At 67.4% G+C, this 13,955-nt stretch carries 14 protein-coding genes; 7 read left to right on the forward strand and 7 right to left on the reverse strand.

Annotation, left to right across the window (positions count from 1 at the left end; all coding sequences use genetic code 11):
- The first annotated feature begins 39 nt into the window (after positions 1 to 39).
- The 3 genes from DRW48_RS08775 to DRW48_RS08780 all read left to right on the forward strand — a co-directional run bounded on the left by DRW48_RS08775 (position 40) and on the right by DRW48_RS08780 (position 2,327).
- Positions 40 to 1,332, forward strand: coding sequence for an adenylosuccinate synthase (locus DRW48_RS08775; RefSeq protein ID WP_114076072.1), 1,293 nt, complete (start codon positions 40 to 42; stop codon positions 1,330 to 1,332).
- 132 nt (positions 1,333 to 1,464) lie between these two features.
- Positions 1,465 to 1,680: a DUF2842 domain-containing protein gene (locus tag DRW48_RS16300; RefSeq protein WP_241963217.1), complete on the forward strand. Its 216-nt coding sequence runs from the start codon at positions 1,465 to 1,467 to the stop codon at positions 1,678 to 1,680.
- Positions 1,677 to 2,327, forward strand: a complete 651-nt coding sequence (locus DRW48_RS08780) for a thiamine diphosphokinase (RefSeq protein WP_338418412.1) — start codon at positions 1,677 to 1,679, stop codon at positions 2,325 to 2,327. The genes DRW48_RS16300 and DRW48_RS08780 overlap by 4 nt, the downstream gene beginning before the upstream one ends.
- A 3-nt stretch (positions 2,328 to 2,330) precedes the next feature.
- On the opposite strand, the gene purQ is transcribed toward DRW48_RS08780, so the two are convergent.
- The 5 genes from purQ to recA all read right to left on the reverse strand — a co-directional run bounded on the left by purQ (position 2,331) and on the right by recA (position 7,493).
- Entirely contained in the window at positions 2,331 to 2,987 is a 657-nt protein-coding gene (gene purQ / locus DRW48_RS08785) for a phosphoribosylformylglycinamidine synthase subunit PurQ (RefSeq protein WP_114076074.1), read from the reverse strand.
- Between the two features lie 119 nt (positions 2,988 to 3,106).
- The gene (locus DRW48_RS08790; RefSeq protein WP_114076075.1) at positions 3,107 to 4,321 is read right to left on the reverse strand and encodes an NADP-dependent isocitrate dehydrogenase; all 1,215 of its coding nucleotides are present in this window, start codon (positions 4,319 to 4,321) and stop codon (positions 3,107 to 3,109) included.
- A 152-nt stretch (positions 4,322 to 4,473) separates the two neighbouring features.
- Positions 4,474 to 4,968, reverse strand: a complete 495-nt coding sequence (locus DRW48_RS15900) for a hypothetical protein (RefSeq protein ID WP_162784704.1) — start codon at positions 4,966 to 4,968, stop codon at positions 4,474 to 4,476.
- 96 nt (positions 4,969 to 5,064) lie between these two features.
- Positions 5,065 to 6,291, reverse strand: a complete 1,227-nt coding sequence (gene trpB, locus DRW48_RS08800) for a tryptophan synthase subunit beta (RefSeq protein ID WP_114076076.1) — start codon at positions 6,289 to 6,291, stop codon at positions 5,065 to 5,067.
- Positions 6,292 to 6,434: 143 nt separating this feature from the next.
- On the reverse strand, positions 6,435 to 7,493 hold the full coding sequence (recA, locus tag DRW48_RS08805) for a recombinase RecA (RefSeq protein ID WP_422385761.1): 1,059 nt from the start codon (positions 7,491 to 7,493) through the stop codon (positions 6,435 to 6,437).
- Positions 7,494 to 7,771: 278 nt separating this feature from the next.
- Here recA and DRW48_RS08810 point away from each other — a divergent pair, with 278 nt between their 5' ends.
- A complete protein-coding gene (locus tag DRW48_RS08810) occupies positions 7,772 to 8,374 on the forward strand; it encodes a hypothetical protein (protein ID WP_114076078.1) in 603 nt (200 codons plus the stop codon).
- Here DRW48_RS08810 and DRW48_RS08815 read toward each other — a convergent pair.
- Both DRW48_RS08815 and DRW48_RS08820 read right to left on the reverse strand, forming a co-directional pair.
- Positions 8,356 to 9,459: an alpha/beta fold hydrolase gene (locus DRW48_RS08815; protein WP_114076079.1), complete on the reverse strand. Its 1,104-nt coding sequence runs from the start codon at positions 9,457 to 9,459 to the stop codon at positions 8,356 to 8,358. The two genes, DRW48_RS08810 and DRW48_RS08815, sit on opposite strands and share 19 nt — an antisense overlap.
- A gap of 6 nt (positions 9,460 to 9,465) precedes the next feature.
- On the reverse strand, positions 9,466 to 9,750 hold the full coding sequence (locus DRW48_RS08820; protein ID WP_114076080.1) for an SCP2 sterol-binding domain-containing protein: 285 nt from the start codon (positions 9,748 to 9,750) through the stop codon (positions 9,466 to 9,468).
- Positions 9,751 to 9,864: 114 nt separating this feature from the next.
- On the opposite strand from DRW48_RS08820, the gene DRW48_RS08825 reads away from it, so the two are divergent.
- The 3 genes from DRW48_RS08825 to DRW48_RS08835 are packed head-to-tail and all read left to right on the forward strand — an operon-like array spanning position 9,865 to position 13,896.
- Positions 9,865 to 10,449: a tetratricopeptide repeat protein gene (locus tag DRW48_RS08825; protein WP_114076081.1), complete on the forward strand. Its 585-nt coding sequence runs from the start codon at positions 9,865 to 9,867 to the stop codon at positions 10,447 to 10,449.
- A 10-nt stretch (positions 10,450 to 10,459) separates the two neighbouring features.
- A complete protein-coding gene (locus tag DRW48_RS08830) occupies positions 10,460 to 13,594 on the forward strand; it encodes a helicase-related protein (protein WP_241963218.1) in 3,135 nt (1,044 codons plus the stop codon).
- Entirely contained in the window at positions 13,591 to 13,896 is a 306-nt protein-coding gene (locus tag DRW48_RS08835; protein ID WP_114076082.1) for an RNA-binding S4 domain-containing protein, read from the forward strand. Before DRW48_RS08830 ends, DRW48_RS08835 begins: the two co-directional genes overlap by 4 nt.
- Positions 13,897 to 13,955 lie beyond the last annotated feature (59 nt).

Here is a 13,955-nt window from a genome sequence, read left to right on the forward strand (position 1 = left end):
CCGGCTATACGCCACGCGGACCTGCGAGGGAGCTGGCGAATGGCGAATGTGGTGGTGGTCGGCGCTCAGTGGGGCGACGAGGGCAAGGGCAAGATCGTCGACTGGCTGTCCGAACGGGCTGATATCATTGCCCGCTTTCAGGGTGGCCATAACGCCGGTCACACGCTGGTCGTGGGCGAGACGGTGTTCAAGCTCTCGCTGCTGCCGTCGGGCATTGTGCGCCCGGACAAGCTTGCGGTGATCGGCAACGGCGTCGTCCTCGACCCCTGGGCGCTGTTCGCGGAAATCGACAAGCTGGCGGGGCAAGGCGTTTCCATCGACACCGGCAACCTGATGATCGCCGAGAATGCGCCCCTGATCCTGCCGCTGCACCAGGACCTCGACCAACTGCGCGAGGCCGCCGCCGGGACCGCGAAGATCGGCACCACCGGCCGGGGCATCGGCCCCGCCTACGAGGACAAGGTGGGCCGCCGCGCGATCCGGGTCGCGGACCTCGGCGATGAGGAGACGCTGGACCAGCGGCTCGACCGCCTGCTCGCCCATCATGACGCGCTGCGGATCGGCCTCGGCGCCGAGCCAATCGACCGCGCCGCGCTGCGCGCCAAGCTGCTGGAGATCGCGCCCAAGCTGCTGCCCTACGCCCAGCCAGTCTGGAAGGTGTTGGGCGAGGCACGCCGCGCTGGCAAACGCATCCTGTTCGAGGGTGCCCAGGGCAGCCTGCTCGACATCGACTTCGGCACCTATCCCTATGTCACCTCGTCGACCACCATGTCCGGCATGGCCGCGACTGGCACGGGCCTCGGGCCGAGCGCGATCGGGTTCGTCCTCGGGATCGTCAAGGCCTACACCACCCGCGTCGGCAGCGGCCCCTTCCCGACCGAGCTTGAAGACGAGACCGGCCAGCGCCTAGGCGAGCGCGGGCACGAGTTCGGCACGGTCACCGGCCGCAAGCGCCGTTGTGGCTGGTTCGACGCGGTTCTGGTGCGCCAGACCTGCGCCATCAGCGGCGTCAACGGCATCGCGCTGACCAAGCTGGACGTGCTGGACGGGTTTGACACGCTCAAAATCTGCGTCGCCTATGATGTCGACGGGGTGCGCTACGACCATCTGCCGACCGCTGCCGCGCTGCAGGATCGCGCTGTCCCGATCTATGAGGAGATCGAGGGCTGGAGCGAATCGACCGAAGGCGCGCGCAGTTGGGCCCAGCTGCCGGCCGCGGCGATCAAATATGTCCGCCGCATCGAAGAACTGATCCAGTGTCCGGTGGCCCTGCTGTCGACCAGCCCGGAACGGGACGACACCATCCTGGTCACCGATCCGTTCGCGGACTGAGGCGATGTGGAGAGTGACCTTGGAAGCGCGTTCAGGTCTTGGCGTCCGCAGGGTCGTGGGCCGCGACTTCGGTCCTGTGAGCCTCGGCTGGCGACGGGCCGCGCACTTGGATGACGAGTCGCAGGTGCGTCCATGACCCCCCGCACGCAGCGGCGCTGGGCGCTGTTCGTCCTGCTGGTCTGGATGCCGGCCTACATCATCCTGGTGCTTGTCGGCATGGGCTGGCTGTCCGACCGGTTCGGTCGCCCTCCGGTGCTGGCCGAACTGGTGATCTATGTCTGCCTCGGGCTGCTGTGGGTCGCGCCCTTCCGGCGAGTATTCCTGGGCGTCGGCAAGGCGCCGTCGTGATCCCCGTGCTGCGGACCGCCGGCGGCGTGACCCTGGTCGGCGGCGGTGAGTTGGGGCACGGCGATCTGGCCGAGGCACTCTCCACCGCGCCGTTGCTGGTCGCTGCCGACAGCGGCGCCGATGCGGCGCTGGCCGCCGGCCATGTCCCCGACGCCGTGATCGGCGATTTCGACAGCATCTCACCTGAGGCGCAGGCGCGCATCCCGCGGGAGCGGCTGCACCGCGTCGCTGAACAGGACAGCACCGATTTCGCCAAATGCCTAAGCCGGATCGACGCCGGCTTCGTGCTGGCGCTGGGGTTCGAGGGGCGGCGACTGGACCATACCCTGGCGGCGCTGACCGTCATGACCCAGAACCGGGGCCGTGCTATTCTGATGCTGGGGGCCGAGGACGTGACCTTCCTCGCCCCGCCGCGCCTCGACCTGCCGCTGGCGGCGGATACGCGGGTCTCGCTGTGGCCGATGGGCCCGGCGCGAGGCATCAGCACCGGCCTGCGCTGGCCCATCGACGGCATCGAATTCGCTCCGCATGGCACAGTCGGCACCTCGAACATCGCCTTGGGGCCGGTCAGCCTGGCGATCGAGGGGCCGATGTTGGTCCTGCTGCCGCGCGAGCAGTGGCGGTTGGTGCTGGCGGCGCTGACCTGAGGGTCAGGCGGCGACCAGCGCCGAAAAGAAACGCTGCCCGTCCGCCCGGCCAAGCGCCGGATCGGCCGCCCGTTCCGGATGCGGCATCATTCCCAGCACCCGGCGGTTAGCTGAAAGGACACCGGCGATGCCCGCCTCGGCGCCATTGACGGGATCGAGATAGCGGAAGGCGATCCGGCCCTCGTCCTCCAACTGTGCGAGGCCGTCCGCGTCGATGCGGTAATTGCCGTCGTGATGCGCGACCGGCAGGGCAATAGCCTCATCCGTCTCATAACCAGCGGTGTAATCGCTGTCGCGGCTGGCGACCGACAGCCCGACATCGCGGCAGACATAGGCGAGGCCGCTGTTGCGGATCAGCGCGCCGGGCAGCAGCCCGAGCTCTGTCAGGACCTGAAAACCGTTGCAGATGCCCAGCACGTGGCCGCCACGATCGGCATGATCGCGGATCGCCCCGGCGATGGGCGAGCGTGCGGCAATCGCCCCGCAGCGCAGGTAATCGCCGAACGAGAAACCGCCCGGCACTGCCACCAGATCGGTGCCGGCGGGCAGGGCGGTATCCTTGTGCCAGACGCGAACCACCTCGGCCCCGGCATTGCCGAGGGCGACGGCCAGGTCACGGTCGCAGTTCGAGCCGGGGAAGGTGACGACAGCAGCTTTCATGGGGCGGCCTCACGCGGGCAGGGGTTTGCCGTTCCCTAGGACGAAAACGGGCCGGGACACAACGGCCCGGCCCGCTTTCTTTGTGACAAACTGCCCTTCGATACGGGCGGTTCGTCAACTCAGCCCTCGAGGGCCTTGCCGAGGTATTCGTCGACCTTCTCGAGATAGCCCATGGTGGTCAGCCACGGCTGCTCGGGACCGACCAGCAGGGCGAGGTCCTTGGTCATGAAGCCGTCCTCGACGGTGCGCACGGTCACCCGCTCGAGCGTCTCGGCAAAGCGCATCAGCGCGTCGTTGCCGTCCAGCTTGGCACGGTGCTTGAGGCCGCCCGACCAAGCATAGATGGACGCGATCGAGTTGGTCGAGGTTTCCTTGCCCTTCTGGTGCTCGCGGTAGTGACGCGTCACCGTGCCATGGGCTGCCTCGGCCTCGACGGTCTTGCCATCGGGCGTCATCAACACCGACGTCATCAGCCCGAGGCTGCCGAAGCCCTGCGCGACGATGTCGGATTCGACGTCGCCGTCATAGTTCTTGCAGGCCCAGACATAGCCGCCCGACCATTTCAGCGCGCTGGCGACCATGTCGTCGATCAGTCGGTGCTCGTAAGTGATGCCGGCGGCTTTGAAGCGGTCGACGAATTCACTGTCATAGACTTCCTGGAAGATATCCTTGAAGCGGCCGTCATAGGCTTTCAGGATCGTGTTCTTGGTCGACAGGTAAACCGGGTAATTGCGCTGCAGGCCGTAATTCAGGCTGGCGTAGGCGAAATCGCGGATCGATTCGTCGAGGTTATACATTCCCATGGCGACGCCGGCGCCGGGCGACTGGAACACCTCGTGCTCGATCGTCTCACCATCCTCGCCAACGAACTTGATCGTCAGCGTGCCCTTGCCCGGAAAGCGGAAATCGGTGGCCTTGTACTGATCGCCATAGGCATGCCGGCCAACGACGATCGGCTTGGACCAGTGCGGCACCAGGCGGGGGACGTTCCGGCAGATGATCGGCTCGCGGAAAATGACACCGCCGAGGATGTTGCGGATCGTCCCGTTCGGGGATTTCCACATCTTCTTCAGCCCGAATTCCTCGACCCGGGCCTCGTCGGGGGTGATGGTCGCGCATTTGACGCCGACACCGTATTCCTTGATCGCGTAGGCGGCGTCGATGGTGACCTGATCGCTGGTCCTGTCACGCTCTTCGATGCCAAGATCGTGGTACTTCAGGTCGATGTCGAGATAGGGGAGGATCAGCTTGTCCTTGATGAAATGCCAGATGATCCGGGTCATCTCGTCGCCGTCCAGTTCGACAACCGGGTTGTCCACCTTGATCTTCGACATGGGCGCCGCCCCTCCGCTAAACCTGAAATGATTGCCAGGTTTCTACGCGGTGGCGGGTCGAAAGGAAAGCCGGTGTGCGACGGTATACCGGCATGCAAAAACCGCCCCCGAAGGGACGGCTTGCAGCATCAGACAACATGCCGGTCGACAGTTCAGTGCTTGACGGCGGTCGGTTCCTGATCGCCGGTCTGGTCGGTGACGCCAGCCCCGACAGTGTAGCCCGCGCCGTCAACGGTGGTCAGCGTGCCGGTGGTCATGTCGTAGACCAGATTCTGCGGCGTGCCGTCCTTGTTGGCCTCGACCTGCAACTTGTTGTCTTCGCGGGTGATCTTGATGTCGGTGTAGCCCGCTTCGGTCAGGCGCGCCGTCACCTTGGCGTCGTCATCCATGTCGGTCAGGGTCTCGACATAGACCGGCATGACAACGGTCTCGGTCGTCGCGGCGGGCGCAGCCGTGGTCGCCGCGGGGGCAGCGGTGGTGGTCGCCGGCGCCGGGGTGGTCGTCGTCGTGGCAGCAGTCGAGCTTTCCGCAGTCGCGGCGCCCGATTCGCCCATCCCGGTCGATCCGGCAGTCGGGGTAGTCTGAGCCGCAGCCATCATCGGCAGCGCGGCGGCGAGGGTAACGGCGGTGATCTGGAACAGTTTCACTGGATAAACTCCCGTTTGCATCCTTGCATGTGATGCTAAACGGCCGACCCGCGGTGGGGTTCCCGGCGGCGCAAGCACGCCGCCGTGAGTTTCGCGTCAGGCGTCGATCTCAACGCCAAGGTGGCGCGCCACCGTGAAGATGTCCTTGTCCCCCCGACCGCACATGTTCATCACCAGCAGATGGTCAGCCGGCAGGTCGGGCGCGATTTTGGCGACATGCGCCAAGGCGTGACACGGCTCGAGCGCGGGGATGATGCCTTCGGTCTCGCAGCACAGCTGGAATGCGGCCAGGGCCTCGCGGTCGGTAATGCTGACATATTCCGCGCGGCCGATCTCATGCAGCCAGGCATGCTCGGGACCGATGCCGGGGTAGTCGAGGCCGGCGCTGATCGAGTGCCCCTCGAGGATCTGGCCGTCGTCGTCCTGCAAAAGGAAGGTGCGGTTGCCGTGCAGAACCCCCGGGCGGCCGCCGGTCAGGCTGGCGCAATGCTCCATCCGGTCGTCAACGCCATGCCCGCCGGCCTCGACCCCGATGATGCGCACCGAGGCGTCGTCGAGGAACGGGTGGAACAGCCCCATGGCGTTGCTGCCGCCGCCGATCGCGGCGATGAGGGTGTCAGGCAGGCGACCCTCACGCTCCAGCATCTGGGCCTTGGTCTCCTTGCCAATGATCGACTGGAAATCGCGGACCATGGCAGGGTAGGGGTGCGGGCCGGCCACCGTGCCGATGCAATAGAACGTGTCGCGCACGTTGGTCACCCAGTCGCGCAGCGCGTCGTTCATCGCATCCTTCAGCGTGCCGCGGCCCGAGGTAACGGGGACGACGTCGGCCCCCAGCAGGCGCATGCGAAAGACGTTCGGCGCCTGCCGCTCGACATCGGTCTTGCCCATGTAGATCACGCATTTCAGTCCAAAGCGGGCGCACATGGTCGCGGTCGCGACGCCGTGCTGGCCGGCCCCGGTCTCGGCGATGATGCGGGTCTTGCCCATGCGTCGCGCCAGCAGAATCTGGCCCAGCACGTTGTTGATCTTGTGGCTGCCGGTGTGGTTCAGCTCGTCCCGCTTGAGGTAGATCTTGGCCCCGCCCAGCCGCTCGGTTAGGCGCGGGGCGAAATAGAGGGGCGACGGCCGGCCGACATAATGGGTCCACAGATCATCCATCTCGGCCTTGAAGGCCGGGTCGCTCTGGGCGCGGGCATATTCCGCCTCCAGCTGCAGGATCAGCGGCATCAGCGTCTCGGACACGAAGCGGCCGCCGAAAATGCCGAAGCGGCCACCTTCATCAGGACCGGTGCGCAGGCTGTTGGGGCGATTTTCGGACATGGCGGACCCTCTGGGATGACGGCCCGAGGGTTAGCGGCTGCGCGTCCGGAAGGAAAGCCGCCAGGGCTGGCGTTCGGCCCGCCAAATGCAAAGCGCCGGGACCCGCGGGTCCCGGCGCGATGCATGTCGCCGGCGAGGCGGGGTCACTCGTCCTCGGTGACCGCAGCGCTATCCTCGCTGATGCCAAAGTCGAGGCCGTGGCTGGCGCGGATCTTGTCCTCGATGGCATAGGCCATGTCGGGATTGTCCCGCAGGTACTGCTTGGCGTTCTCGCGGCCCTGGCCGATGCGCTCGTCGCCGTAGGAATACCAGGCGCCGGATTTTTCGACCACGCCTGCCTTGACGCCGAGGTCGATCAACTCACCGACCTTGCTGATGCCCTCGCCATACATGATGTCGAACTCGACCTGGCGGAAGGGCGGGGCGACCTTGTTCTTGACCACCTTCACCCGCGTCTGGTTTCCGACGACCTCGTCGCGGTCCTTGACCGAGCCGATGCGGCGGATGTCGAGGCGCACGCTGGCGTAGAACTTCAGCGCGTTGCCGCCAGTCGTCGTCTCCGGGCTGCCGAACATCACCCCGATCTTCATGCGGATCTGGTTGATGAAGATCACCATGCAGTTGCTGCGGCCGATGCTGGCGGTCAGCTTGCGCATGGCCTGGCTCATCAGGCGGGCCTGGCTGCCCATCTGCATGTCACCCATGTCGCCCTCGATCTCGGACTTGGGGGTCAGGGCTGCGACCGAGTCGACCACCACCAGGCTGACCGCGCCCGAGCGGACCAGCGTGTCCACGATCTCGAGCGCCTGCTCGCCGGTGTCGGGCTGGCTGATCAGCAGCTCGTCCAGGTTCACGCCCAGCTTCTTGGCATATTGCGGATCGAGCGCGTGCTCGGCGTCGACGAACGCGCAGACGCCGCCCTTTTTCTGCTCTTCGGCCACCACATGCAGCGTCAGCGTGGTCTTGCCACTGCTTTCCGGGCCGAAAATCTCGATGATGCGGCCCTTGGGCAGGCCGCCGATGCCCAGCGCGACATCGAGGCCCAGCGAGCCCGTCGAGGTTGCCTCGATCTCCATTACCGGGCTGTCCTTGCCCAGTTTCATGATCGAGCCCTTACCGAACTGCCGTTCGATCTGTGCCAGGGCGCTGTCCAGCGCTTTTTGCCGCTCGCCGGCCTTCTTGTCGTCGCGCTTGTCGCTCATGTCGATGATGTTCACGCTTGCCATGTCGGTGCTGCCTTCCTGTCACGGATTACGCGCGATGGGCAACCTTCGCTGATGTTCGCGCATTGTTCCTGTTCCTATGCGACCATGCGTGGGTTTGACAAGGCCGCAATTAACCAACCCGGGGCCGAATATGGCCGCGAGAGGTTAACCAAAGGTTTATCCGGATCGGGTCAGCGCAGTTTACAGACCCGGCAGCGGAGGTTATTCGCGCCCTTCGGCCAAAATTCGGCTGATCGTGGAAGCTGGAATTCGCAATGCTGATCTTTTTCGAACGCCGGCTGGTTTTCCTGGCAACGCCGAAAGCCGGCAGCAGCGCGGTCGAATCCGCGCTGGAACCGCTCGCCAGTGTCGCCGTGCAACGCCCAGCCACGCTGAAACACACTTCGGTCACCGAGTTCGAGCGGCATATCCGTCCCTGGCTGGAGGCCGCGGTCCCCGGCCGGCGTTTCACGACGGTAGCCCTGATGCGCGAGCCGGTCGACTGGCTGCGCAGCTGGTACCGCTTCCGCCTGCAGGACGATCGCGAGGAGCCGGTCCACCAGATGGACGACATCGACTTTGCCGCCTTCGCCGAAAGCTGCACCGGCGATGCACCGCCGGACTATGCGCGCGTCGGTCGGCAGTCGGCCTTTCTTGTCGGCGGAACCGAGCGCGGGCCGCGGGTTGACCACATCTTCCGGTATGAGGACATCGAGGTCAGCTTCAAGCATTTCCTCGAGGACCGGCTAGATTGCGTCATCAGTCTGCCGCGGGTCAACGTGCCACTGGCGACGGACACTACCTTGCCCGAGGCTATCGAGGCGCGGTTGCGCGGCGCGCTGTCGGCCGAGACCGCCCTTTACGATTCGCTGCAGTGATCGGCGAAATGGCGCAGGATCGCGTCGAAGGTGGCGGCGCGCGTCGCCGGCACCTCCAGCAGCGCCTCGTGCCGCGCGCCGGGCAGCGTCATTAGCCGCGATTCCGGCCAACGGGTCGCGCCCGCGCGAATGGCAGGGGCGGAGACCACCATTTCCGCGCCCGAGAGGGTAATCAGCGCGGGCACATGCGGCGCCGGCATTCGCGCCAGGGCGCGGCATTCGGCGAGGGCCGCCCGCACCCAGTCATAGCTGGCCGCGCCCAGAACCAGGTCCGGCCAGGCCGCGGCCTCTCGCATCAGGCGGATATATTCGTCCAGATCGCTGGTCAGCGGGTTGCGCGAAAAGGCCATCTCCAGCACCGAGCCGACGCCGGGCACCGCGCGCGGTCCGCGCCCCGCGCGTCCGGCCGCGCGGGCAAGGCCAACGGCCATTCCCGCGCCGAGCGGATCGGGCAGGGGCCCGAAACGGATGCCCCACATCGGCGCCGAGAATGCCGCCGAGACCACCGGCAGACCGTCGGTCAGCGCGCGGAGCCCGATGCAGCCGCCCATCGAATGTGCCAGCAGGTGCCAGGGGCGGGGCAGGTCCAGCGCCTCGGCCGCGGCGCACATGGCCGCGACATCGCGTTGGTATTCGGCAAAATCGCCGACGTGCCCGATGGCGTGATCCTCGATCAGGCGGTCCGATGCCCCCTGACCGCGCCAGTCGATTGCCAGAACGGTCAATCCGGCGGCGGTAAGAACCCCGGCGATGGGGGCATATTTCTCGGCGTATTCCGTTCGGCCGGGAAATAGCAGGACGCTGCCGCAACCCGCATTGCAGGGCGGCAGCGCATCGGCGGACGCTGGGCCAGCTGTGGCCAGGCCCGCCAGCCATGCTGCCGCCACGTCCGGGCGGGCTTCCTCGGGCGACCATCGCGCGAGGCGCAGGCGGATGCCGTCCGATGCTTCGGCCCACCACGCTGTCGCCGCAGGCCAGGATGTGCCGGGTAACAGGCGGTAGGGCGCGCCGGCCAAAGGCACGGTCTCGCGGGCGACGGGTCCGCCGCCGCCCTCAGCAAAGCCGGACTGTCCGCCCGCGCGCATTGCAGTTCAGCTGAGCGCGCTGCCCAGGCGCATGGCCGCGCCCATGTCACCGTCGACCGTCAGCTTGCCGGTCATGAAGGCGCTGGTCGGATTGACGGAGCCGTCGAGGATACCCTCGAACGTCTCGCGGTTGGCGGTCATGGTCACGTCGGCGGGCTCGTCCCCGGCGCGCGCGCCGCTGGAGTCGAGCATGATCGCGCCTTCACCCTCGATCACGAACTTTGCCAGCCCGTCAAAGCCCGACATCTTGGAATTCAGTGCCTCGACCGCACCGGTGATCACATCGCTCATCAAACCCTCCGCTTGTGGCTGTCTTGCCCGCTGGCGCATGGCCCATGCAGGCGCTAGAACAGGAATATGACCTTATGGGCGGCCCTTATCCACCCTGCCGTCGCGGCATTTAGCATGGCAATCCTTACCATAGGGTTTACGCCGCTGGTTGCTGCGCAATCCGCGCCCCCGCGGGCGGAAACCGCCCCCGCGACCCAAGCCGCTCCGACCTCTGCCGCCGATCTGGATCGCCTGTTTGCCGAGCTTGCGATGCCCTCAGCCGAGGGCGACGACAGCTGGCGCCGCGCGCAAAGCGATATCCTGCGCATCTGGTCGCAGTCCGGCTCGGCCGCTATGGACCTGTTGCACCGGCGCGGGGTCGCGGCGCTGGACGAGGGGGACGCCGTCACCGCCATCGGCCATCTGACCGCGCTGGTCGATCACGCCCCCGATTTTGCCACCGGCTATGTCGATCGCGCCGCCGCCTACGCTGCGCATGGCGATTTCGGTCCCGCCGCCGCGGACCTCGCCCAGGCCCTGACGTTGGAGCCGCGGCAGTTCACGGCGCTGACCCAGCTGGGCGCCATGCTCGAGGACATGGGCGATCTGCCCCGAGCGCTGGCGGCCTTTCAGGCCAGCCTCAAGATCAACCCGCATCAACCCGAGGCCATTGACGCGGTTGCGCGCCTGCAGCAGGCGATGGACGGGATCGCACTTTGAAAGGCCAGCCATGGCGCGCGTGACGGCCGTTCTGGGGCCGACCAATACCGGCAAGACGCATTACGCGATCGAGCGGATGCTGGCGCATCGCAGCGGCGTCATCGGCCTGCCGCTGCGGCTGCTGGCGCGAGAGGTCTATGACCGGATCGTGCGTGCCCGGGGCCCCTCGGTCGTGGCCCTGATCACCGGCGAGGAGCGGATCGTCGGCGAGCGCGCCCAGTACTGGGTAGCGACCACCGAGGCGATGCCAGACATCGCCGCCGATTTCGTCGCCATCGACGAGATCCAGCTGGCCGCCGACCCCGAGCGCGGCCATGTCTTTACCGACCGCCTGCTGCACGCCCGCGGCGCGCATGAGACGTTGCTGCTCGGCAGCAGCACCATGCGCCCGGCGATTGCCGCGCTGATCCCCGACGTCACCTTCATGCGCCGCGAGCGGTTCAGCACGCTCAGCTGGGCGGGGTCGAAAAAGCTCAGCCGGATGCCGGCCCGCAGCGCGATCGTCGGGTTTTCTGTCGATGACGTCTATGCCATGGCCGAGTTGATCCGCCGCCAGAAGGGCGGCTGCGCCGTGGTCATGGGCGCGCTGTCACCCCGCACCCGCAATGCCCAGGTGGCGATGTACCAGGCGGGCGAGGTCGACTATCTGGTCGCGACCGACGCCATCGGCATGGGCCTGAACCTCGACATCCACCACGTCGCCTTCTCCAGCACGCACAAGTTCGACGGCCGGCGCATGCGTCCGCTGTTCCCGCACGAGTTGGGCCAGATCGCAGGTCGCGCCGGGCGCCACACGGAGCCAGGCACCTTCGGCGTCACCGGCGAGGCCGAGCCGCTGGAGGAGGGGCTGATCGACGCGATCGAGAACCACCGCTTTGCCCCTATCAGCCGCCTGATGTGGCGCAACCCGCGGCCCGAGTTCGGCACGCTGGACCGGCTGGTCGAAAGCCTGGAGGTGCCGGCGCCCTCGCCCTGGTTGCAGCGCGGGCGCGAGGCGGACGATCTCGGCGCGCTCAAGGCGCTGCGCGACATGCCCGAGATGCGCGACCGGGTGACCGGGCCCAAGGATGTGCGGCTGCTCTGGGATGTCTGCCGCGTGCCCGATTTTCGCGGCATCTCGCCGGCCGAGCACACAACTTTGCTGACAAGGCTGTTCGGTTTCCTGCAGGATGGCGGTGTGCCGGGCGACTGGCTGGCGCGCCAGGTAGCGCGGATCGACAAGACCGGCGGTGATATCGACGCGCTGTCCAAGCGCCTCGCCTATATCCGCACCTGGACCTATGTCGCCCAGCGCACCGGCTGGGTGCAGGACGAAGCCCATTGGCGGGGAGAGACCCGCGCGGTAGAAGATCGCCTGTCAGACGCCCTTCACGCGGCGTTGACGCAGCGATTCGTGGACCGGCGCACCTCAGTGCTGCTGCGCCGGTTGAAGCAGAAGGAGAGCCTGGTGGCTGAGGTAAACGACAAGGGCGAGGTTACGGTCGAGGGCGAATTCGCCGGCCGGCTGGAAGGATTCCGCTTCCGCACCGACCCCGCAGCCACGGGCGACGAGGCCAAGATGCTGACCCGCGCGTCCTACGAGGCGCTGCGGCCAGAATTTCATCTGCGGGCCGACCGCTTTTACAACGCCCCCGACACGGAGCTGGACCTGACCGAGCAGGGTGGCCTGATGTGGGGCAATTCCGCGGTCGGCAAGCTGGTCAAGGGCGCCGATCCGCTGAAGCCGCAGGTCGAGCCCTTCGTCGACGAGGAGGCCGGCCCCGAAGTCGCCGAAAAGCTGCGCCGGCGCCTGCAGCATTTCATCGACCGCCGCATCGCGACCCAGTTCGAGCCGCTGACGGCGCTTGCCAATGACGAGACGCTGACGGGCCTCGCGCGAGGTTTCGCTTTTCGTCTGGTCGAGGCGATGGGCGTGCTGCCGCGCGAGGGCGTGGCCAGTGACGTCAAGGAACTGGACCAGGAATCGCGCAGCGCCCTGCGCAAGCACGGCGTGCGCTTCGGCCAGTTCACCATCTTCCAGCCTGCGCTGCTAAAGCCCGCGCCGACGCGGCTTCGGCTGGTGCTGTGGGGGCTGGCGAACGATCTGGACACCTTCCCCGAGAGCCCGCCCCCTGGGCTGGTCACGATCCCGAACCTGCCCGAGGTTCCGCGCCAGCACTACACGCTTGCTGGCTACCACCCGGCCGGCGATCGCGCGATCCGCATCGATATGCTCGAGCGGCTGGCCGACATGGTCCGGCAAAAGGACAGCCGTGCTGGCTTTGAAGCTGCGCCCGAGATGCTGTCGATCACTGGCATGACGCTGGACCAGTTCGCCGGGCTGATGGGCGGCCTCGGCTATGCAGCGGCCAAGGGCGAGCGGCCGAAGGCCAGCAAGTCCGTCGCCGCGCCGGCCCCCGCGCCCGAGCCGGAGGCCGCGCCGGATGCCGAGGCGCAGCCCACGTCCGACGCGCCGATGACCGAGGAAGAAAGCGTCCTCGCTGCCGAGACGCGCGTGCGCTGGGAGGCCGAGCAGGCCGCCCGCCGCGAGGCCGACGCCGCCGCAGAGGCGGCGCGTCAGGCCGAGGCGGATGCTGCGACGGCGGCGACGCCGGCTGAGGGCGAAGCCTCGGCCGAAGCAGGCGAGACCGCGCCCGCGACCGAAGCTGCCGCTGGTGAGGAGGTTTCCGACAGCGGCGAGACTCCGGTCGAGACCGAGGTTTTCTACACCTTCACCTGGGCGCCGAAGCCCCGCCACACCTCAAACCGCCGCCCGCAGGGGCAGGACGGGCAACGCAATGCTGGTCCGCGGCGTCCGCGCCAAGGCCAATTCCCAAGCCAAGGCCAGCAGCAGCCCGCTGACGCTTCCGTTGCACCGGCCGACGGGCAGCCCGCGCAACAGCGCCGCGAAGGCGGGGACAAGCCCCGCCGCGATGGTCAGGACCACCGCGGCCCCCGCAAGGACGGACGGGGCAAAGGTGGCCCGCGCGACGGCGATCGGGGCGGTGATCGCAGCGGCGGCAAGCCGGACTGGAAGGGTGGCAAGGACCGCGCCCTGCGCGAGGACCGCGCCAAGACCTACACCGCCCGGCCGCCGCGCGCTGAAAAGCCGGTCGACCCCGACAGCCCGTTCGCGATCCTGGCGGCACTGAAAAACCGCGAGTGAACGGCGGCCCGCATAGCGCGGACCATGGCGATGGGCCCGGCGGGCGCATTCGCCTTGATCGTTGGTTGTTCCACGTCCGGGCCTTCAAGACCCGCACCCTTGCCGCCGACCGGATTGCCGGCGGCGGCATTCGCGTCAATGGCACCCCCTGCGGCAAGCCGGCCCACTTGGTGGGCCCCGGGGACGTGGTGACCATCGGCAGCGCGGCCCGGGTCAGGGTCCTGCGCTTTCTCGCCCCGGGCGAGCGGCGCGGACCCCCCGACGAGGCGAATCTGCTTTACGAAGATTTGTCAGAAGGTTAGGCGAATAACATTACGTCTTTCCGCGGGTCTGACGGCGCAGTCCCTCCTGCGTGACGTTG

The organism is Paracoccus suum (assembly GCF_003324675.1).
GTDB lineage: Bacteria > Pseudomonadota > Alphaproteobacteria > Rhodobacterales > Rhodobacteraceae > Paracoccus > Paracoccus suum.

Coding starts and splice junctions, on each gene's coding strand:
- DRW48_RS08775 (WP_114076072.1), top strand. CDS start 40: ATGGCGAATGTGGTGGTGGTCGGCGCTCAGTGGGGCGACGAGGGCAAG.
- DRW48_RS16300 (WP_241963217.1), top strand. CDS start 1,465: ATGACCCCCCGCACGCAGCGGCGCTGGGCGCTGTTCGTCCTGCTGGTC.
- purQ (WP_114076074.1), bottom strand. CDS start 2,987: ATGAAAGCTGCTGTCGTCACCTTCCCCGGCTCGAACTGCGACCGTGAC.
- DRW48_RS08790 (WP_114076075.1), bottom strand. CDS start 4,321: ATGTCGAAGATCAAGGTGGACAACCCGGTTGTCGAACTGGACGGCGAC.
- trpB (WP_114076076.1), bottom strand. CDS start 6,291: ATGTCCGAAAATCGCCCCAACAGCCTGCGCACCGGTCCTGATGAAGGT.
- recA (WP_422385761.1), bottom strand. CDS start 7,493: ATGAGCGACAAGCGCGACGACAAGAAGGCCGGCGAGCGGCAAAAAGCG.
- DRW48_RS08810 (WP_114076078.1), top strand. CDS start 7,772: ATGCTGATCTTTTTCGAACGCCGGCTGGTTTTCCTGGCAACGCCGAAA.
- DRW48_RS08815 (WP_114076079.1), bottom strand. CDS start 9,459: ATGCGCGCGGGCGGACAGTCCGGCTTTGCTGAGGGCGGCGGCGGACCC.
- DRW48_RS08820 (WP_114076080.1), bottom strand. CDS start 9,750: ATGAGCGATGTGATCACCGGTGCGGTCGAGGCACTGAATTCCAAGATG.
- DRW48_RS08825 (WP_114076081.1), top strand. CDS start 9,865: ATGGCAATCCTTACCATAGGGTTTACGCCGCTGGTTGCTGCGCAATCC.
- DRW48_RS08830 (WP_241963218.1), top strand. CDS start 10,460: ATGGCGCGCGTGACGGCCGTTCTGGGGCCGACCAATACCGGCAAGACG.